This is a genomic window from Williamsia herbipolensis (assembly GCF_000964005.1).
In the GTDB taxonomy this organism is placed as follows: domain Bacteria; phylum Actinomycetota; class Actinomycetes; order Mycobacteriales; family Mycobacteriaceae; genus Williamsia_A; species Williamsia_A herbipolensis.
The window spans coordinates 67,395-87,278 of record NZ_JXYP01000035.1; the positions used below are offsets into that span (position 1 = coordinate 67,395).

General features: G+C 68.7%; 17 protein-coding genes. 4 read left to right on the plus strand and 13 right to left on the minus strand.

Annotated features, from left to right (window positions below; all coding sequences use genetic code 11):
• Positions 1-9: 9 nt before the first annotated feature.
• The 3 genes from dmpG to TU34_RS18260 are packed head-to-tail and all read right to left on the minus strand — an operon-like array spanning position 10 to position 2,767.
• Positions 10-1,059 carry a 4-hydroxy-2-oxovalerate aldolase gene (gene dmpG, locus TU34_RS18250; protein WP_045824328.1) on the minus strand — a complete coding sequence of 350 codons (1,050 nt, stop codon included), beginning with the start codon at positions 1,057-1,059 and terminating at the stop codon, positions 10-12.
• 1 nt (position 1,060) lies between these two features.
• Positions 1,061-1,960, minus strand: coding sequence for an acetaldehyde dehydrogenase (acetylating) (locus TU34_RS18255; protein ID WP_045824329.1), 900 nt, complete (start codon positions 1,958-1,960; stop codon positions 1,061-1,063).
• Positions 1,961-1,969: 9 nt separating this feature from the next.
• A complete protein-coding gene (locus TU34_RS18260; protein ID WP_045824330.1) occupies positions 1,970-2,767 on the minus strand; it encodes a 2-keto-4-pentenoate hydratase in 798 nt (265 codons plus the stop codon).
• 172 nt (positions 2,768-2,939) lie between these two features.
• On the opposite strand from TU34_RS18260, the gene kstD reads away from it, so the two are divergent.
• Together kstD and TU34_RS18270 are read left to right on the plus strand one after the other, a co-directional pair.
• Positions 2,940-4,628, plus strand: a complete 1,689-nt coding sequence (kstD, locus tag TU34_RS18265; RefSeq protein WP_045824331.1) for a 3-oxosteroid 1-dehydrogenase — start codon at positions 2,940-2,942, stop codon at positions 4,626-4,628.
• Positions 4,628-5,491, plus strand: coding sequence for a MaoC/PaaZ C-terminal domain-containing protein (locus TU34_RS18270; protein ID WP_045824332.1), 864 nt, complete (start codon positions 4,628-4,630; stop codon positions 5,489-5,491). The genes kstD and TU34_RS18270 overlap by 1 nt, the downstream gene beginning before the upstream one ends.
• A gap of 10 nt (positions 5,492-5,501) precedes the next feature.
• Here the strand turns inward: TU34_RS18270 and TU34_RS18275 are convergent, their stop codons facing one another.
• The 3 genes from TU34_RS18275 to TU34_RS24520 all read right to left on the minus strand — a co-directional run bounded on the left by TU34_RS18275 (position 5,502) and on the right by TU34_RS24520 (position 7,439).
• A complete protein-coding gene (locus TU34_RS18275; RefSeq protein ID WP_045824333.1) occupies positions 5,502-6,464 on the minus strand; it encodes a ferritin-like domain-containing protein in 963 nt (320 codons plus the stop codon).
• A 136-nt stretch (positions 6,465-6,600) separates the two neighbouring features.
• A complete protein-coding gene (locus TU34_RS18280) occupies positions 6,601-7,215 on the minus strand; it encodes a TetR family transcriptional regulator (protein ID WP_045824334.1) in 615 nt (204 codons plus the stop codon).
• A 95-nt stretch (positions 7,216-7,310) separates the two neighbouring features.
• Entirely contained in the window at positions 7,311-7,439 is a 129-nt protein-coding gene (locus TU34_RS24520) for a hypothetical protein (RefSeq protein WP_268810425.1), read from the minus strand.
• 170 nt (positions 7,440-7,609) lie between these two features.
• Between TU34_RS24520 and TU34_RS18285 the strand changes: the two genes are divergently transcribed.
• Entirely contained in the window at positions 7,610-9,292 is a 1,683-nt protein-coding gene (locus tag TU34_RS18285) for an MFS transporter (protein ID WP_045824366.1), read from the plus strand.
• Here TU34_RS18285 and TU34_RS18290 read toward each other — a convergent pair.
• From TU34_RS18290 to TU34_RS18320, 7 genes are all read right to left on the minus strand, one after another.
• On the minus strand, positions 9,289-10,956 hold the full coding sequence (locus tag TU34_RS18290; protein WP_045824335.1) for an AMP-binding protein: 1,668 nt from the start codon (positions 10,954-10,956) through the stop codon (positions 9,289-9,291). The two genes, TU34_RS18285 and TU34_RS18290, sit on opposite strands and share 4 nt — an antisense overlap.
• The gene (locus TU34_RS18295; protein ID WP_045824336.1) at positions 10,953-12,128 is read right to left on the minus strand and encodes a lipid-transfer protein; all 1,176 of its coding nucleotides are present in this window, start codon (positions 12,126-12,128) and stop codon (positions 10,953-10,955) included. The genes TU34_RS18290 and TU34_RS18295 overlap by 4 nt, the downstream gene beginning before the upstream one ends.
• Positions 12,125-12,565: a MaoC family dehydratase gene (locus TU34_RS18300; RefSeq protein ID WP_045824337.1), complete on the minus strand. Its 441-nt coding sequence runs from the start codon at positions 12,563-12,565 to the stop codon at positions 12,125-12,127. Before TU34_RS18300 ends, TU34_RS18295 begins: the two co-directional genes overlap by 4 nt.
• Positions 12,562-13,575 carry a bifunctional MaoC family dehydratase N-terminal/OB-fold nucleic acid binding domain-containing protein gene (locus TU34_RS18305; protein ID WP_045824338.1) on the minus strand — a complete coding sequence of 338 codons (1,014 nt, stop codon included), beginning with the start codon at positions 13,573-13,575 and terminating at the stop codon, positions 12,562-12,564. Before TU34_RS18305 ends, TU34_RS18300 begins: the two co-directional genes overlap by 4 nt.
• 6 nt (positions 13,576-13,581) lie before the next feature.
• Positions 13,582-14,748 carry an acyl-CoA dehydrogenase family protein gene (locus TU34_RS18310; RefSeq protein ID WP_045824339.1) on the minus strand — a complete coding sequence of 389 codons (1,167 nt, stop codon included), beginning with the start codon at positions 14,746-14,748 and terminating at the stop codon, positions 13,582-13,584.
• A 1-nt stretch (position 14,749) separates the two neighbouring features.
• A complete protein-coding gene (locus TU34_RS18315; protein ID WP_045824340.1) occupies positions 14,750-15,835 on the minus strand; it encodes an acyl-CoA dehydrogenase family protein in 1,086 nt (361 codons plus the stop codon).
• A gap of 156 nt (positions 15,836-15,991) precedes the next feature.
• Positions 15,992-17,152, minus strand: a complete 1,161-nt coding sequence (locus TU34_RS18320; RefSeq protein WP_045824367.1) for a beta-ketoacyl synthase N-terminal-like domain-containing protein — start codon at positions 17,150-17,152, stop codon at positions 15,992-15,994.
• 231 nt (positions 17,153-17,383) lie between these two features.
• Here TU34_RS18320 and TU34_RS18325 point away from each other — a divergent pair, with 231 nt between their 5' ends.
• Complete coding sequence (locus TU34_RS18325; RefSeq protein ID WP_160298552.1) at positions 17,384-19,876, plus strand: sensor domain-containing protein; 2,493 nt, start codon at positions 17,384-17,386, stop codon at positions 19,874-19,876.
• Positions 19,877-19,884 lie beyond the last annotated feature (8 nt).

A 19,884-nucleotide genomic window follows, 5' to 3' on the forward strand; every position in this document is an offset into this window, starting at 1 on the left:
GGCCCGCGTTCACACTCCGGCGTTGGCGTCCTGTTTCTTGCGGAGTTCGAGGGCGATGTCGATGAGTTGGTCCTCCTGGCCGCCGACGAGTTTGCGGGCACCGGCCTCGAGGAGGATCTCGGCGACCGAGACGTCGTACTTGGCGGCGTGACCCTCGGCGTGTTTGAGGAACGAGCTGTAACAGCCGGCGTAGCCCATCATCATCGCGGCGCGGTCGACGAGGCACTCGCTGGGCATGATCGGCGCGACGACATCCTGTGCCGCGTCGGCGATCTTCATGAAGTCGATGCCGGTCCGGATGCCGAGCTTGTCGCACACGCCGACGAACGCCTCGACCGGGGTGTTGCCGGCACCGGCTCCGAAACGCCGCACCGACCCGTCGATCTGTCGGGCACCGGCCCGCACGGCCGCGATCGAGTTCGCCACGGCGATGTCGAGGTTCTCGTGACCGTGGAACCCGACCTGCGCGTCGTCGCCGAGCTCGGCGACCAACGCCGACACCCGATCCGACACCTGCTCGAGCACCAGGGCACCGGCGGAGTCGACGACGTAGACGCACTGGCAGCCGGCGTCGACCTGGATGCGGGCCTGGGCGGCGAGCACCTCGGGCGGCTGGCTGTGGCTCATCATGAGGAACCCGACCGTCTCGAGTCCGAGTTCACGCGCGAGACCGAAATGCTGGATGGAGACGTCGGCCTCGGTGCAGTGGGTGGCGATACGACAGATCTGCGCGCCGTTGTCCTGCGCGGCGCGGATGTCGTCCTTCACACCGAGGCCCGGCAACATGAGGAACGCGATCTTCGCGTTCTGCGCGGTCTCGACCGCGGCGCGGATCAGCTGCTGCTCGGGCGTTTTCGAGAACCCGTAGTTGAACGACGACCCGCCGAGACCGTCGCCGTGGGTGACCTCGATGACGGGTACCCCGGCACCGTCGAGGGCACCGACGATGTCGCGCACGTTCTGTTCGGTGAACTGGTGGCGCATGTGGTGGCTGCCGTCACGCAGCGACGAGTCGGTGACCCGGATGTCGAGGGTGTCGGAGTACGCGACCGCGGTCATGTCAGATCCCCAGCTTCTGCTTGGCCAATTCTTCGCCGACCTTGGTGGCGGCGGCGGTCATGATGTCGAGGTTGCCCGCATAGGGCGGCAGAAAATCGCCGGCGCCTTCGACCTCCACGAAGATCGACACCCGGGCCATGCCACCGTTGATGGCGCTCGGCGGATCGAACTGCGGGTCCTGCAGCAGCCGGTATCCCGGCACGTAGGACTGGATCTCTTTCTCGCGGCGGTGGATCGACTCGGCGATCGTGTCGGTGTCCGCATCCTCCGGTATCGCACAGAAGATGGTGTCGCGCATGATCATCGGCGGATCGGCGGGGTTGAGGATGATGATCGCCTTGCCCCGCGTCGCGCCACCGATCGTCTCGATCCCCCGCGAGGTGGTCTTGGTGAACTCGTCGATGTTCGCCCGGGTACCCGGGCCGGCCGACACCGACGCCACCGAGGCCACGATCTCGGCGTAGGCCACCGGCACCACCGACGACACCGCGTGCACCATCGGGATCGTCGCCTGACCACCGCAGGTGATCATGTTGGTGTTCGGCTTGTCGAGGTGCTCACGCAGGTTCGCCGGCGGCACCACCGCAGGTCCGACTGCGGCGGGGGTGAGGTCGATCGCGGTGATGCCTGCCGCCTCGTATCGCGGGGCGAACTCGCGATGGACGTACGCCGAGGTCGCCTCGAAGATCAGGTCCGGCATCTCCGTTGAACCCAACAACTCCTCGGCTCCACCGGACATCGTGATCAACCCGTGGTCGGCGGCCCGTTTCATGCCCTCGGAATCGGAGTCGATCCCGACCATCCAGCGCGGCGAGATCACCTCGGAGCGTTCGAGTTTGTACATCAGATCGGTCCCGATGTTGCCCGATCCGATGATCGCGGCGGTGACCTTGGCTGTCACGTCGTCTCCTCAGTTCTCGTTCGAAAAATCTGCGGTCACCGAACCCAGGCCGACGAATTCGGCGCGGAACCGATCGCCGGGCCGCACATCGATCGCGCGCGTCGCCGTGCCGGGCAGGATCACGTCGCCCGCCCGCAGCCGCACCCCGAAACCGTCGACCTTGCGCGCCAGCCACGACACCGCGTTGAGCGGGTGGCCGAGCACCGCCGACGAATTGCCCTTCGCGATGACCTCGCCGTTGCGGGTGAGTTCGGCGTCGATGTCGCCGGTGTCGATGTCGGCGATCGCGACTCGCTCGTCACCCAGGATCCAGCCACACGACGACGCGTTGTCGGCGATCGTGTCGCACAGGGTGATCCGCCAGTCGCGGATCCGGGAATCGATGAGCTCGATCGCGGGCACCACCCACTCGACCGCATCGATCACGTCGTCATTGGTGCACCCCGCGCCGGGGAGGTCCCTACCCAGGATGAACCCGACCTCGACCTCCACACGGGGGAAGCAGAAGCGGCGGGCATCGATGGGCGCGTCCTGGCGGTATCCCATCGTGTCGAGGAGGTGGCCGTAGTCGGGCTCGTCGACGCCCATCATCTGCTGCATCGCCTCCGACGCCAGGCCCACCTTGTGGCCCACCACGCGGGCGCCACCGGCCACCCGTCGGGCGATGTTGCGCAGCTGGATCTCGTAGGCGTCGACGACGTCGAGGTCGGGATGCGACGCGGTCGGCGGCTCGATGGCCTGCGCACGGGCCTCGGCGTCGGCGAGGGTGTGCGCGATGTGATCGCGCACGTCGTCGGGAACCGTCACGTCTGCGCCCTCTTTCGTAGGAACGTGTTGCCGTTTCGCCGACAAACGTCGGTGGTGAACCATCGTCGACCTGGTATAGCCTGCACGGAGACCAATTCTATAACGTGTTCTAGATTTGCGGGAGGCCGGTGTCCCCTGGACACCGCCCCCGAGACAGGCGAAAGGGCCGGCCATGACCAGCAGAGACCACCTCGAAGCGGAATACGACGTCGTCGTCGTGGGCGCGGGTGGGGCAGGGATGAGCGCCGCGATCACCGCGGCGTCGCAGGGCCTGAAGACCGTCATCATCGAGAAGTCCGCGTACTGGGGTGGGTCGACGTCCCGTTCGGGCGGCGGCGTGTGGATCCCGAACAACTCCGTCCTCGAGCGTGACGGGGTGAAGGACGATCCCGAGGCCGCGCGCACCTATGTCCGGTCGATCGTCGGCGATGTGGTCGCCCCCGAGCGCATCGACGCCTACATCGACAACGGCCCGAAGGTCCTCGACTTCCTCTCCGAGCACGCCCCGCTCGATCTCGAGTGGGTGAAGAACTACTCCGACTATTACCCCGAGGCCCCCGGCGGCCGAGTCGGCGGACGCTCCTGCGAGCCGCGACCGTTCAACGCCAAGAAGCTGGGCGCCGATTACGCGAACCTCCACCCGCAGTACACGAAGGCCCCACTCGGCGTCGTGGTGAAGCAGTCGGACTACCGCTGGCTCTCGACCGGACTGCGCCACTGGCGCGGACCGCTGAAGATCATGCAGGTGGGTCTGCGCATGATCTGGGGTCGCGTCACCCGCAAACACCTCATCGGCATGGGTGCCGCCCTGATGGGCGAACTGCTGCTCGGCGTCCGCAAACTCGGTGTGCCACTGCTGCTCAACACCGGTCTCACCGATCTGGTCACCGAGAACGGTCGGGTCGTCGGGGTGACCGTCGACGCCGACGGGACACCGACGACGATCCGCGCGCGCAAGGGCGTCATCCTCGCCTGCGGCGGTTTCGAGCACAACGAGGAGATGCGCAAGAAATACCAGCGCGAGCCGATCGGCACCGAGTGGACCACCGGCGCGCCGAGCAACACCGGCGACGGCATCAACGCGGGCATCAAGATCGGTGCCGCGGTGAGCTTCATGGAGGACTCCTGGTGGGGTCCGACGATCATGCTGCCCCGTGGCCCGTGGTTCGCCCTGGCCGAGCGCTCGCTGCCGTGTTCGTTCATGGTCAACACCCGCGGCAAGCGGTTCATGAACGAGTCGCTGCCCTACGTCGAGGCCGTGCACCAGATGTTCGGCGGCGAGTACGGACAGGGCGAGGGTCCCGGGGAGAACATCCCGGCATGGCTCGTGTTCGACCAGACCTACCGCGACCGCTACATGTTCGCCTCGGTGTCGGGCCGACAGCCATTGCCCGGCAAGTGGTTCAAGTCCGGCGCTGTCCTGAAGGCCGAGTCACTGGAGAGTCTGGCCGAGAAGATGGAGGTGCCCGCCGATGCCCTCGTCGCGACCGCCGAACGCTTCAACGGGTTCGCGCGCAGCGGGTCCGACGACGACTTCGGACGCGGCGTCAGCCGCTACGACCACTACTACGGCGACATCACCAACAAGCCCAACCCGAGTCTCGGTGAGCTGACGAAGGCCCCGTTCTACGCGGTGAAGATGTACCCCGGCGACCTCGGCACCAAGGGCGGTATCAACACCGATGTCGCCGGACGCGCTCTGCGCGAGGACGGTTCGGTCATCGACGGCCTCTACGCCGCGGGCAACACCAGCAGCCCGGTGATGGGTCACACCTACGCCGGCCCGGGCGCCACGATCGGCCCGGCCATGGTGTTCGGCTATCTCGCCGCCATGGACATCGCCGCGCAGCAGGCCGCCTGATGCCGATCGATCCGTCCGTCGCCGTCGGTGCCGATCTCGGCGAGACGTCGTTCGAGTGGAGCGCATCGGATGTCGCGCTCTACAACCTCGGCGTGGGTGCGGCGGCCGATCCGTTGGACACCCGCGGACTGCGCTACGTCGACGACACCGCCCCGGCGGTACTGCCGACGTTCGCGACCGTCGCCGAGAACTTCCACGCGACGGCGGCGCCGACGGTGTCGTTTCCCGGCATCGAGATCGACCTCGCCAAGGTGGTCCACGGCAGCCAGCAGGTCACGATGCATCGACCGATCCCGGCGAGCGGCAAGGCGACGACCCGTTCCCGCCTCGCCGAGGTCCAGGACAAGGGGTCGGCGGCGGTGGTGTTCACCGAGTCGCAGACCTTCGGCAGCGACGGCGAACTGCTGTGGAGCGCGCGGTCGTCCATCTTCGCCAAGGGTGAGGGCGGGTTCGGCGGCGAGCGCGGCACGTCGGACCGCGTCGAGTACCCCGACCGCGCACCCGACAGCGTGCTGACGGTGCCGACGCGACCCGATCAGGCATTGCTGTACCGGCTCTGCGGCGACCGCAATCCCCTGCACTCCGATCCCGCGTTCGCCGCCGGGGCGGGCTTTCCCGCCCCGATCCTGCACGGGCTGTGCAGTTACGGAACGGTGTGCCGGGCGCTGGTCGACGAGGTCCTCGGGGGCGACACCGACGCGGTCGGTTCGTTCGGCGCGAAGTTCGCCGGTGTCTTCTTCCCCGGCGAGACGTTCCGGATATCGGTGTGGGACACCGGCACCCAGATTCTCGCCACCGCGACCGCCGCCGACCGGGACGACGCCCCCGTACTGGGAAACGTGGTCCTCGAGCGGCGGCGGTGACGAACGGTGTCTAGCCGCTGATGTTGAGCGCGCCGTTCACACCCGCGGGGTAGAAGCCGCCACGGGTGACCGGCTTCGGGTTGAGGTACACGATGTTGAGGACCTGGAAAGGCGTGCGTCCGAACGCGATCGCGTTGCCGTCGGTCGGCACCAGGTTGGCCGCGCCGCCCTTGGTGATGCCCTGGTCGAGATCGGACGAACCGTCGAGGCTGTCGCGGGCGTCGGAGATCGCGTTCGCCTCCTTGACGAGTCCCTTGTTGTACAGGCTCGATCGGACGATGCCCGCGTGGTACGCCTCGACGGCGAGGATGCCGGCGGCGGCGTCGAGATAGGTCTTGTTCTGCACCAGCGGAGCAGCACCCTTGTAGGCCGTGACGCCCACGTCCTCGAAGATGAAGGCGCCGAGGAGGAAATTGTCCTCGTTGGCGAAGACGTCGAACGTCTGGTTGCCGCTGATCAGACCGGCCGCCTTGGCCGCAGCGGTGAAGCTCGCGTCGAGATCGATGGCCGGGCGGGCCACCGCGGCGCCACCGAGTGCCTTGCGGAGGAACGCGACGTGCGCGAGTTCGTCGGCGGCGATCTCCTGGGCGTAGGCGCGCACAGCCGGCGAGGTGAAGGTCACCTTGCGGCCGCCCTTCACTCCGCCCAGGCGGCCCTTGCCGCCGAGCAGGTTGTTCGGCAGGCCGACACCGTTCACCGCGCGCTGATAGAACTCGGCCTCGAGGTACTCGAGGTTGAGGGCGAAGTTGAGGATCGCGCCGTCGGTGATCGGAGCGGCCGGTGAGGGGATCAGGTTGCCCACGCCCGGCGGGATCGACGGGCTGTTGTCGGCCGCAGCGATTCCCGTGCCCGCGACCATCGCGGCACCGGCGCCGAGTCCGGTCAGGCCGGCCGCGCGCATGAAGCGGCGGCGATCGACGGAGTTCTCGGAACTGCGGGCAATGGCAGAGGTGAGGAATGTGCGATCGAACATGAACGAGTCCTTTGGTTCACAGCTGACGACCGACACGCGGCCCCGACGAAGTACGCGTCCCCTGGTTTTAGAGATCGTGAATCGACCTAAGCACACTCTGTTGCCTCGCGGGGATTCCCGGCCCGGATTCTCAGGATCACCGGTCGCGGTGCGTGCGCGCAGCCCAGAACCCGTCGACCGCAGCACGGGCGACGGCCTCGTAGTCGAAGGTCGTCAGGGTGCTCAGGCGGCCCATCGCCAACGGCCCCACGAGCAGGGCCATCGCGGTGATGCGATCGACGTGGCCGAGCTGGGCCACGGCCTCGGGAGTGCCGAGCACCTCGTCGAACGGGCGGAGGTACTGCTCGGCGACGCGTTCACGGAGGGTGCGCTGTTCGACGAGCTCGTCGGGACCGCCGGCCCGGAAACCGGCGCCGAGGTCGGCACCGAGGGAGAGCCAGGCGAGGAAGGTGGTGGTCGCCGGCACCGCGGCGATCAGGCGTGCCTGACTCAACGTGAGGGCCAGCAGTTGTTCGCGCACCGAACCGGATTCCGGCGGCACGGGCGCGGGTGGGATGACGACGTGGAAGGCGGCGGCGACGAGTTCGGCGGTGCCGGCGAAGTGGCGGTAGAAGGTGGCTCGCGAGACGTCCGCGGCGGCCACGACCGCGTCGACGGTGACCGCGGACGGCCCCGCGTCGCGGAGGAGGTCTGCGGCGGCATCGATCAGTTTCGCGCGCGACTGTGCCGGGCGGGGGTCGCGACGACGCACCGGGACATCACCTCCACTGTGGGCGAATCGAGGACGAGACTACACAAGACTGTTAGTCTCAAAAATCTCGACGACCTCAGGGGGTCGAGCGGGGGTCAGCCCATCGAGCCGACCACGAGCAGCATGCCGATGACGAGTGCGACGAGCGGCGCGATCATCGCGACGACGCGCCACAGGCGGATGGATGCGGGTGAGTGATGACGATTGTGCATGGTGACGGACATGGGATCGGTTCCTTTCACCCCGGGGCAGCAATGACCCGGCTGAGCGAGCTGTGTGGTGCTCGTGTGAAAAGAGTGACAGAAGTAACACTTGTGGCCGCGAAACGACGCCGCATCGCGACGTCACGATTGCGCAACACCGCCGAGTTCCGTGCGACGTCGGGGTCGTGGACATGACCGACCGCACCGGGTCTGTCGACGCCGGCAGCCGCCGCGATGCGCTGACCGCGCGCGACGTCTGGCTGATCGTCGTCGCGTGCGCCGCTCTCTCCGCGGTCGTCGCGGCGATGGCCGCACTGAACACCGCGCTCGCCGAGATCGCGCCGGACATCTCCGCCGACTCCGCTCAGATCACCTGGCTGGTCGACGGCTACACCCTCACGCTGGCGGCGCTGCTGCTGCCGGCCGGCGCACTCGGCGACCGATTCGGACGACGCGGGATGCTCATCGGCGGCATGGTCGTCTTCGGGGTGGCGTCGGTGCTGCCGGTGTTCCTCGGTGACCCGAACCTCATCATCGCCACCCGCTGCCTCGCCGGGGCGGGCGCCGCGCTGGTCATGCCGGCGACACTGTCGCTCATCACCTCCGGGGTACCCGAGTCGAAACGACCGATCGCCGTGAGCATCTGGGCCGGTGTGGCCGGCGCCGGGGCCATCGGCGGGTTCTTCGTCACCGGCATCCTGCTCGAGTTCTTCAGCTGGCACTCCATCTTCATCACCTTCGCCGGCGCGTCGGTGCTCATCGTGGCGCTCTCCCTCACCATCGGGACGTCGCGCGACAGCAACCCACCGCCGTTCGATCTGCCGGGGTCGATGACATCCGCCGTCGCCATCGCCGCGTTCGTGTTCGGGCTCATCGAGGGCCCCGTGCGCGGATGGGACGACCCACTGGTGCTGGTCGCCCTCATCGCGGGGCTCGGCCTGGCCGCGTTGTTCGTCCGGCTCGAGACCCGACGCGACCATCCGCTCCTCGACGTCCGGCTGTTCCGCCGTCGTGCATTCGGCTCGGGCGCGTTCGCGATCGCGTTGCAGTTCCTCGGCTCGTTCGGGACGTTCTTTCTCATCCTGCAGCGCCTGCAACTGGTGATGGGCTACTCGCCCCTGAAATCGGCCGTGGCGATGTTCCCCCTCGTGGTCGTCGTGATGGTGATGTCGCTGCTGGGCAACTGGCTCGCGGTCCGGTTCAACTTCCGCGCGGTGCTGGCACCCGGGATGTGCATCTTCGGCATCGGCATCGTGCTGCTCGGCGCGCTGACCTACACCGAGTACTCGACCATCGCGATCCTGTTGTCGGTCATGGCCTTCGGACTCGGTATCGCCACCGCCCCGGCCACCACCGCGATCATGGTGTCGACCCCGGTGGAGAACCAGGGCGTCGGTTCGGCCGTCAACGACACCGCGCGCGAGCTCGGTGCCGCCATCGGGATGGCACTGGCGGGCAGCATCGTCGCCGCCGGCTACACCGCGCGCATCGGGCCCACCGCCGACGCCGCGCGCGACCAGTTGCGTGCGCTCGGTGCCCAGGTCACCGCGGGCGGGGACGCGGCGCGTGGTCAGATGCTGGTCGGCCAGAGCGACACCGTGCGCGACACCATCGGTCGGTCACTGGCCGAGGCCCGCGCGGTGTCGGAACAGATCGGCCAGAACATCCCCGGTCGTCTCGGAGCCGACATCTTCGACGGCGCGCAGCGGGCGTTCCTCGACCCGTCGAACCAGGCCTACATCGTGCTGGGCTCGTTGGTGATCGTCGGCTCGATCGCGCTGGGTTTCTGGGCGCCGAACCGACTGGACGAGAAGGCCACCGGAACGACGGTCGTCTCGGCGCCCGCCGATCGTGAGACCGACCCGGTCCCCTAGACCGAGGCGGCTTTCGGTGCCGCAACCGATTTCCCGGCCGTCGACCCCAGAGCAGCGGACGACGCCCACTTGTAGTCGGCCTTGCCCGCGGGCGACCTCTTCACGGCATCGACGACGGTGAGCGCCCGCGGGATCTTGTAGCCCGCGATGTGCTCGCGGCAGACGGTCTGGACGTCGGCGAGTGTCGGCGTCGGCGACCCCTCCACCACCGACACCACCGCGGCGACCCGCTGTCCGAAGCGCTCGTCGGGAACCCCGACGACGAGGACGTCGTGCACCGCCGGATGCGCCTGCACCGCGGCCTCGACCTCCTCGGCGAACACCTTCTCGCCACCGGTGTTGATGCATCCCGAGCCGCGGCCGAGGAACACGACGCCGCCGTCGGCGTCGAGACGACCCATGTCGCCGAGGATCGCCGCACGACGCCCGTCGGGCAACGTGACGAACGTGCGGGCCGACTTCTCGGGGTCCTTGTGATAACCGACCGGAACGCGGCCGACGCGGGCGATGTAGCCGATCTCATCGGATCCGGGCTCGATCGGTGCGAGCGTCTCGTCGAGCACGGTCAACGCCGGGTTCGAGGTCGACCGCAGCAGCCCGTCCTCCCCCATGATCAGCTCGCCGTCGTTGCCGGTCTCCGAGGCACCGAAGTTGTCACGGAACCACAGGTCGGGTTTGACCGCCCGCATCCGCTCGCGCACCGCACTCGACCAGATGGCCCCGCCGTTGGTCACCGACAGCAGGCCGCTCACGTCCAACGTGCCCTGCGCAGCACGATGTTCCATCTCCTCCACCAGCGGCGCACCCATGCCGTCTCCGACGATCAGCACGATCTGCACACCGTGGTGCTCGATCGAGTCGAGGACGGCCGAGGGCACGAAATCACGTTGCAGGACGAGGCGCCCGCCGTTGATGAAGAACATGAACAGCGAATAGATGGCGGCACCGTGCATCAGAGGCGCGGCCAGCAGGAACGAGATCGGCGCGAAGGTGCTCGCGTTGTGGGCGATCGCGGCATGGTCGGCCAACGGCTCCGGGCCATAGGGGTTCCCACCCGAGAGCGGCTTGTGGAAGAAGTCGTCGTGGCGCCACACCACGCCTTTCGGGTAGCCGGTGGTGCCGCCGGTGTAGAGGATGTAGTGCTGATCCCCCGAGCGGGTCGGGAAATCGCGCGCCGTGCTGTGCGCGCTCAGGTCGACGGATCCGACCGACACCCGGTCACCCTGTGCAGCAGACAGTTCGGGCGCGACTTCGCCGATCACGAGCACCGTCTGCACCGACGTCTGCGGTAACACCCCGGCCAGGGTGCGTTGGTGTTCGGGCAGCTCGACGAGGACCGCGACGGCGTCGGAGTTGTCGAGGATGTAGGTGAGCTCGGTCGCGGTGTAGCGGTAGTTGATGTTGATCGCCGTGGCGCCGATCTTCAGCAGGGCCACGATCGCGTACACGTGCTCGAGACTGTTCTTCAGGTACAGCGCCACGTGATCTCCGGCACCGATCCCGTGGTCGCGCAACAGGTGACCCATCGCGTTCGACCGTTCGTCGAGTTCGCGGTAGCTCACGTCGACGCCCTCGTAGCCGATCGCGATGCGGTCGGGTACCGCGTCGGCGATCGTCTCGAAGATGTCGCCCAGGTTGAAGTCGGTCGAGGTGGGATCTGTCATCGGGTCAGCACCAATCCGCTCGTGGGAACACCGGTCCCCGCCGTCACGACGACGCGTGCCGCGCCGTCGACCTGATTGACCGAGTCGCCCCGCAGCTGCCGGACGCCCTCGGCGATGCCGTTCATGCCGTGGATGTAGGCCTCGCCGAGCTGACCGCCGTGGGTGTTGAGCGGCAGCGCGCCACCCACCTCCAGCGCCCCGGGGACACGTACGAAATCCTTGGCCTCGCCACGCCCGCAGAACCCGAGCTCCTCGAGCTGCATCAACGTGTACGGGGTGAAGTGGTCGTAGAGGATGGCCGCGTCCATGTCACCGGGGCCCAGACCCGACTGCTCCCACAGCTGTCGACCGACGAGTCCCATCTCGGGCAGGCCGGCCAGATCGTCACGGTAGTAGCTCGTCATGATGTATTGGTCGGTACCGCTGCCCGAGGCGGCACCGGCGATGACGGCCGGGGTGTGCGGCATGTCCTTCGCCCGCTCGGCGGAGACGATCACCAGCGCGACACCGCCGTCGGACTCCTGACAGCAGTCGAGCAGGTGCAGCGGCTCGGCGATGTAGCGGGAGTTCTGGTGGTCGTCGATGGTGATCGGTTTGCCGTGGAAGAAGGCGTTCGGGTTCACCGCGGCGTGCTTGCGGTCGACCACCGCCACGGCACCGAAATCAGCACTGGTGGCCCCGTATTCGTGCATGTATCGCTGGGCGACCATCGCCACGAACGCCGCGGGCGTCGACAGTCCGTGCGGGTAGCTGAAGGCGTTGTCGGTGCCCGAGGAGTTGTCCTGGGCGGCGAGACCGGCGTTGACCTGCCCGAAGCGCATACCCGAGCGCTCGTTGAAGGCGCGGTAGGCGACGACGACGTCGGCGACACCGGTGGCCACCGCCATCGCAGCCTGCTGGACGGTGGAACATGCTGCGCCACCGCCGTAGTGGATGCGCGAGAAGTAGGTCAGCTCTCCGATGCCGGCGGCGCGGGCCACGGCGATCTCGGTGTTGGTGTCCATAGTGAACGAGACCAGGCCGTCGACGTCGGACGGCGACAGGCCGGCATCGGCGACCGCGGCCCGCACGGCCTCGGCGGCCAACCTCAGCTCACTGCGACCGGAGTCCTTGGAGAAGTCGGTGGCGCCGATGCCGACGATGGCGGCCGCACCGGACAGCGTGCTCGTCACGAACGACCCTCCCCGGCAGTGTGATCGAGCGCCACGGTCACCCGGGAGGTCACGTGCTTGCCCAGCGAGTTGGTCCCCACGACGTCCACCGTGGCCGTTCCCGCGTCGAGCGCGGTGACGGTGCCGGAGAAGGTGAGGGTGTCGTAGGCGTACCAGGGCACACCCAGACGCAGGGTGATCGACCGGATCTGCGCCCGTTGCCCGGCCCACGCGGCGACGTAGCGGCCGACGAGGCCGGTGTCGGTGAGGATGTTGACGAAGATGTCCTTCGACCCCTTGGCGTGGGCGAGATCCCTGTCGTGGTGGACGTCCTGGAAGTCACGCGTCGCCAGCGCCGTGGAGACGATGAACGTCGGGGTGGCCTCGATCGTCAACGGCGGCAACGTGTCACCGACACCCACCGTCGGCGGGTGGGCGGGGACGGTCGGGGCGGTCATGATCGCTCCTGGGGGTCGAGGGGTCGCCAGGCGTAGAGACTCCAGGGAGAGTCGTCGGCCCCACCGGCCTGCGCGGGGACGTCGAGGAACTCGACGGTCACGGCCATCCCGATGGCGACCTCGGACGGGTCGACGCCGCGCAGTTGGCCGAGCATACGCACCCCCTCGTCGAGTTCGACGAGCGCGATGACGAACGGCAGCGCGCGTCCGGGAACCCGCGGCGCGTGGTGCACCACGAAGCTGTAGACGGTGCCGGTGCCCGCCGCGACCTGATAGTCGGTCGGCTCGGTGTGGTCCTTCCACAGCGCGGGAACCGGGGGGTGGGTCAGTGCGCCGACGGGCAACCGCTGGATCCGCAGTTCGTGACGTGCCACCCCGTCCCAGAAGAACGCGGTGTCGCGGGAGGCGCTGGGGCGCATCATCGTCGCGGCGTCGAGATCGGCCGTGTCGGCCCCCACCGACGAGGTGACCGGGGACGAGGAGTCCGACGTCTGCCGGTCGACGGGCCGGAACTTGAGGATCCGGAAGTCCATCTCGGCGACCACCTCGTCACCGACCGTCCACACGCTGTGGGTGGTGAAGAACCAGCCCTCACCCAGCCCGGTCTGCTTCGGTCCGACCACGTCGGTCAACGCCGAGGAGATCGCCACCTCCTCACCGGGACGCGTGTAGCGGTGATAGGTCGAGTCGCAGTTGGTCGCGACCACCGAGGTGTAACCGGCGTCGTCGAAGATCTGCGACACCGCCGAGAGCGGGTCGTCGGCCGGACGCGCTCCGTGCAGTCCCCGCATCGTCCACACCTGGGCCATCGCGGGTGGGGCGACGACGCCGTCCCACCCGGCGGCGCGGGCCGCGGCGTCGTCGGTGTGGATCGGGTTGGCGTCGCCGATGGCCTCGACCCAGTTCGCGATCATCGGTGTGTTGATCGGATCGCGGCCGAGAACGGGCGCGCTCGACCCCGCGGCGCGCACGGTGTCGGTGGCGTCGCGGATGGTGTCTTCGAGGGTCACGGGCGGCTACCGCGCTGCTCGCGGCAGACCGAGGCCCGCGGTCGCGATCATGTCGCGCATCACCTCGTTCACCCCACCGCCGAAGGTGATCACGACGTTGCGCTTGGCCTGCGCGTCGAACCAGTCGAGCAGTTCCGCGGTGGCCGGATCGGTGAGATCGCCGTAGCGACCGACGATCTCGTCGATCAACCGCCCGATCCGCTGCACCCGTTCGGTGGCGAAGACCTTCGTCGCGGCGGCGTCGGCCATCGAGATGGACTCGTCACCCGACGACGCGATCTGCCAGTTGAGCAGCTCGTTGATGCGGGTGTAGGCGGCGATCTCGGCCAGTGCGCGCCGCACGTCCGGGTTCTTCGCCGGGACGGCGCCGTCGGCGGCCGGCCGGTGCGACCACGCGGTGATCCGCGCCAGCAGGCCGTCCATCCGACCGGCCGGGCCGAGCATCACCCGTTCGTGGTTGAGCTGCGTGGTCAACAACTTCCAGCCACCGTTCTCCTCACCGACGAGCATGCTCGCCGGGACGCGGACGTCGGAGTAGTAGGTGGCGTTGACGTGGTGGGCGCGATCGGCGGTGATGATCGGGGTGAAGCTGTAACCCGGGTCGCGGGTGTCGACGATGAGGATCGAGATGCCCTTGTGCTTGGCCACGTTCTTGTCGGTTCGCACCGCGAGCCACACGTAGTCGGCGTCGTGACCGCCTGTGGTCCAGAGCTTCTGGCCGTTCACCACGTACTCGTCGCCATCGCGGACCGCGGCGGTCGTCAGCGACGCCAGATCGGTGCCCGCGCCCGGCTCGCTGTAGCCGATGGCGAAATGCACCTCCCCGGCGAGGATCGCGGGCAGGAATCGCGCCTTCTGCTCCTCTGTGCCGTGGACCTGCAGGGTGGGACCCACGGTCTGCAACGTCACCGCGGGCAGCGGGACGTCGGCGCGAGCGGCCTCGTTGACGAAGATCTGCTGCTCTATCTCGCCGAAACCCTTGCCGCCGTATTCCGTCGGCCAGCCCACACCGAGCCAGCCGTCGGAGCCCATCTGCCGGATCACCTTCCGGTAGGTGGGCCCGTGGCGTTCGGTGCGCATGGTCGCCGCGTCCTCGGGCGAGATGAGCGACGAGAAGTACTCGCGCAGCTCGGCTTTGAGCGCCTTCTGTTCGGGTGTCAGGTCGATGAACACGTCAGATCCCCTCTTCCACCGACTGCGCGAGCTCGGCTGCGAGCATTGACGACTCCGCAAGCTCGTCGAGCCGTGCGGTGGGGCCGCCGACGAGCCGTGCGAGGTCCTTGACGATGGAGGCGTAGCGATGCAGCGGGTAGGTGATGTCGACACCGACACCCCCGTGCAGGTGGGTCATGGTCCGCAGCGTCGACGGCATCTCCGCGGCGAGCCAGTAGGCGGCGATCGACAGGTCGCGGTCGGCGTCGAGGCCCTCCGACATCCGCCAGACCGCGGAGGTGACGGCGAGGTTCATCGAGCGCCCGATGACGTAGATGTCGGCGAGCTGTTGGGTGACCGCCTGGAACGTCGCGATCGGCTTGCCGAACTGCACGCGGTTCGTGACGTGGTCGGCGGTGATGCGCAGCGCGCCGGCGAGCACGCCGTCGGCGTAGGCCGACAGCGCGAAGCGGTGGGCGTCGCGGACCACGCGGGCGTCGCGGGCCACCACGCGGTCGTCGGGGACGGCGACGTCGTCGAAGCGCACGGTGTACTCGCCCCACCCCGTCGACGAGGGCGTCGCGGTCAGGGTGACCCCGGGTGCGTCGGTGTCGACGAGGACCGCACCGGAGTCGGTGGTGACGAGCAGGGCCGCGCTGCCCTGGGCGTGCAAGACCGCGGTCTTGGTGCCGCGCAGACGACCGTTCGACAGCGACGTCTGCGGGGTGGTGGTGAGCGGCGAACCCGGCTCGGACACCGCGACCGCGACGTGACCGCCGCCCTCGACGATGCCCGCCACGACCGACGCGGCCCCCGGGCCCGTCGCGACCGCGCCGGCGACCACGGTCCCGAGGGTCGGTGTCACCGCGGCCGCGGTGCCCAGCGCGCGGAGCAACGGGTGCAGGCCGATCAGACCGACGTCGTCGCCACCGTGGTCGGTGGGCAGCGCGAGGGCGAGAAGGCCGGCGCGGTGCACCGACGCGTACAGGTCGGTGTCGAATCCGCCGGGGTCGACGAACTCGGCGTCCCAGACCGGCGTGTGACGGCGCAGCAGGTCCGACACCACATCGCCCACCGCGGTCGCGGTGGAATCGACGGTGAAGTCCACGGGGCGAACACCTCTTCTCCAACTAGAACCTGTTCTAGTTGTAGCAGAGATGGACCCCAGACCCCAGGGGCGTCGACCAAGCGACCATCCGGGGGCGGCCGCATGCGTGGGCCGCTCCCGATCAGCCGAACACCCCCGGAGTGTTCGGGTGAGCGGTCACACGGGAGACACCACCAGCGCCGAGGTGTAACCACCCATGCCCAGCGACGTCTTGAGGGTGAGCCCCGGCTCGGCAGAGGTGAGGCCGTCGAGCAGGTTCCCGATCGCCGCGGGGGACACCTGCGGTGTCGCGGGCACCTCGCCGTGGGTGAACCCGAGTAGCGAGGCGGCCAGCTCGACCGCGCCCGCCGCGGCCTGGCAGTGACCGGCCAGCGGCTTGACCGAGAACACCCCCGCGTCGGGTACGCGCGTCGTCGCGATCACGCCCTCGGCGGCATCGCACTGCGCGGTGCCGGGTCCGTGGGCGTTGAGGAACGCGATGTCGCCACCGGACACGCCGGAGTTCTCCAGGGCCTCGTCGATGCACCCGAGCACGTGTGTGAGCTCGGGGTCGATCGACGTCGGGTGGAAACCGTCGTGCGCCATCGCGCCGCCCAGGACGTCGGCGTATCCGTCGACGTCGCGCCGGTTGGTCATCACATACCCGACGGCGGCCTCGCCGAAGGTGAACCCGCGGCTGCCCTCCTGGAACGGGCGGCACGCCGAGAGCGGCTCGTCATCGGTGATGGCGACCCCGAGGCGCATGAACATGTTGACGATCTCCGGCGTGGCCGAGAGGTCGGTCGCGACCACGACGACGTCGTCGACCATGCCGGCGTCGAGCCACGTCTTGGCGGTGATGACCGCCGCCGACCCCGAGGTGCACATCGCCGACACGCTGATCGCCGGTCCGTGGAACCCGTACTCGCGCATCAGCAGGGTGATGGGCGTCGAGGGGGTGACGGCCACGTACTGGCGCGGGCTGAACGCACCTGGCGTGCACGAGAACATCGGGTGCATGGCGGTGTCGTTCATGACGGTCGCGTGGACCAGTCCGACGCGACGTCCGGGCGTCCACCCGTGCGCCAGCGCGTCCTCGATCGCCTCACGGGCCGCCCACCGCATCGCCCGCGCGAAACGTGTCGCACCGTCGGTGGGCTCGCCGCCGTCGGGCACCGTCACGATCCAGCCCGCCTCGTCGGGGGTCGACCCGAAGCCCGCGTGGAGACCCGCCGCCGGTTTGCCCGACGCCAGCCCCTCCCACAGGCGTTCACGACCCCATCCATAGCCGGTGACCGCGCCGACACCGGACACGCGAGAGTGCAAGTTCTTTGTCATGGTGAACTCCTTGTCGTTTGGCACGATAAGCAGTCGCATATCGTGAATCCGCCCAGGTCAGACGGCACTTCCCACGATCCCGTACTTTCGTCCCGAATGGCGAGTCCGTGAGATTTCACAGACCTCGCGGATGCACTTCCGCCTCACCTGGCACATGCGCTAACGATGTGCGGGAGAATGGGGTCGTCGGTTCGCGACGAGTCGGCCGCAGACGAGGAATCGGGAGTGGTCGTGCCAGTCGGGGGAACGTCGGACGGGGAGGTGGCCAGCGGTGTCGTCGACGACGTCCCGGGGGCCGTTCTCGGTGACGTCGTGGCACCCGCCGCGGCCCCGATGACACCGTCGGCCGTCTCACCGGTCGCCGAGCGCTACCGGTTGCTGCTCGAGCTCAGTCCGGACCCCATCGTGGTCCACCAGAACGGTCTCGTGGTGTACGTGAACTCCGCCGCGGTGCGCTTCGGTCGCGTCGAGACCCGCGAGGACCTGCTCGGTCTGCCGATCACCGATTTCGTCCATCCCGACTCGTTGCCGCGCATGCTCGAGCGCTTCACCGACATGGGCGACGAGCCGGGCGCGGCGACCATGCCCGAAGAGGTGTTGATGCGCAACGCCACCGGGGAGACGCGGCCGATGGAGGTCACCTCGGTCCGGACCATCTGGGAAGACGCCCCCGCCTACCAGGTGATCCTGCGCGACGTCGCCGCCATCCGGGCCGCCGAGACCGCGTTGCGCCACCAGGCCGCCCTGATCGACCACGTCAGCGATGCGGTGGTGTCGGTCGACCGCGATCTGCACGTGCGGTCGTGGAACCGCGGCGCGTCACGGATGTACGGCCTCAGTGCGCTCGACGCGATCGGCCGCTCGCTGCGGACGGTCGTCGGCGCCGGCACCGACCCGAGCGCGATCGTCGCGATGGGCGGCGTGGTCGACGAACTGCACCACCGGTACGACAACGGCCGGTCGCTGCTCACGCGGGTGTCGGCGACGGCGATGGGCGACGGCTACCTGCTCGTCTGCGCCGCGACCCGCCGCCCGCTCATCGAGCGGCTCGGGGCGATCCTCATGTCGCTGCACCAGGCGGTCATCGTGGTGCGCGAGGGAGGCCGCATCGAGCTGGCCAACCCGGCGGCGGTGGCCATGCTCGAACTGCATCCCACCGCGGTGCCCGGTGTCGACATCGACTCGCTCGCACTCGATTTCCCCGACGATGTCGAGTCGCCGATCGCCGGGTGCCTGCGCACCGGACTCCCGGTGGCCGACCGCACCGCGAAGCTGACGACCCGCGACGGCCGACGCTGGTTGTCGTGCAGCGCCCGCATCATCGACGACGACGCGAACGGGGCGGCGGCGCTGGTGTCGATCGTCGACATCACCGATCGACACGAGCGCACCTCACAACTCGCGTGGGAGGCCAACCACGACCACCTCACGGGACTGCTGAACCGCGGCGGCACACTCCGCAGACTCGCACGGGAACTCGACGGCATGGCCGCGCCCGACGACCGTGTCGCGGTCTACTACCTCGACCTCGACAACTTCAAGCTCGTCAACGACTCCCTGGGGCACTCTGTCGGCGACGAGGTGCTGCAGACCATCGCGCGGCGACTCGACGCGATCACCCCGGCCGGCAGTGCGATCGGCCGGATCGGGGGCGACGAGTTCGTCATCGTCACACCGCTGTCGGACGACTTCGCCGACCGCATCGAGGCACAGAGCCAGGCGGTGCACGCCGCGATGGGCGCCGCGATCGCGTTGGGGACACGCAGCGAACGGCTCACCATCAGCATCGGCGTGGCCGTCGCGGGCCTGGGCGACGGACGGTCGCCGACCGACCTGCTCCGCGACGCCGACATCGCCCTCTACCAGGCCAAGCTCGAATCCAGCTCCCGCACACCGTATGTGCACTTCCGGGTCGAGCAGCGCGAGGGCCTGCAGCGCCGCCAGTCGATCGAACAGGATCTTCGTGAAGCCCTGCACTCGGGGGCGCGCGGACTGTTCATGGAGTACCAGCCGATCGTGGCGACCGGCGACCACCGGGTCGTGGCGGTCGAGGCCCTGTTGCGCTGGGACCACCCGACACTGGGCCGCGTCTCCCCCACCGAGTTCATCCCCATCGCCGAGATGACCGACCTCATCGACCTGATCGGCGACCACGTGGTGCGCACGGCCACCACCGAGTTCACCGCCGCCCCGTGGACCTCGGGACTCACCCTGTGCGTCAACATGTCCCGCCGCGAGCTCACCGACCGCCGGTTGCTGTCGCGGCTCACCGCCGCCATCGAGGAGTCGGGCATGGATCCGGGGCGACTCTGCGTGGAGATCACCGAGAGTGCACTCGCCGAGGGCGATTCGCGCGCGCCGGTCACCCTCGCCGCGATCCGCGAACTCGGCATCCAGGTCGCGATCGACGACTTCGGCACCGGCGCGTCGTCGTTGAACCAGCTCTACCGTCTGCCGATCAGCATCCTCAAGACGGCCAAGCCGTTCGTCGACGCCCTCGACGAGAGCGTCGAGGCCCGCGCGATCCTCTCGAGCATCGTCGCGATGGCGCACACCACCGGGATGCGGGTGGTGGCCGAGGGTGTCGAGACCTCGAGCCAGGCCGCCAAGGTGAGCGGCGTCGACTGCGACTTCGCGCAGGGCTACTACTACGCGACGCCGACGTCGCTGGACGCGATCGCGCCACTGGTGACGCGCGACGACACCGACCGCCCCACGCACTGAACGCGCCG

Coding starts and splice junctions, on each gene's coding strand:
- dmpG (WP_045824328.1), bottom strand. CDS start 1,059: ATGACCGCGGTCGCGTACTCCGACACCCTCGACATCCGGGTCACCGAC.
- kstD (WP_045824331.1), top strand. CDS start 2,940: ATGACCAGCAGAGACCACCTCGAAGCGGAATACGACGTCGTCGTCGTG.
- TU34_RS18270 (WP_045824332.1), top strand. CDS start 4,628: ATGCCGATCGATCCGTCCGTCGCCGTCGGTGCCGATCTCGGCGAGACG.
- TU34_RS18275 (WP_045824333.1), bottom strand. CDS start 6,464: ATGTTCGATCGCACATTCCTCACCTCTGCCATTGCCCGCAGTTCCGAG.
- TU34_RS24520 (WP_268810425.1), bottom strand. CDS start 7,439: ATGTCCGTCACCATGCACAATCGTCATCACTCACCCGCATCCATCCGC.
- TU34_RS18285 (WP_045824366.1), top strand. CDS start 7,610: ATGACCGACCGCACCGGGTCTGTCGACGCCGGCAGCCGCCGCGATGCG.
- TU34_RS18290 (WP_045824335.1), bottom strand. CDS start 10,956: ATGACAGATCCCACCTCGACCGACTTCAACCTGGGCGACATCTTCGAG.
- TU34_RS18300 (WP_045824337.1), bottom strand. CDS start 12,565: ATGACCGCCCCGACCGTCCCCGCCCACCCGCCGACGGTGGGTGTCGGT.
- TU34_RS18320 (WP_045824367.1), bottom strand. CDS start 17,152: ATGACAAAGAACTTGCACTCTCGCGTGTCCGGTGTCGGCGCGGTCACC.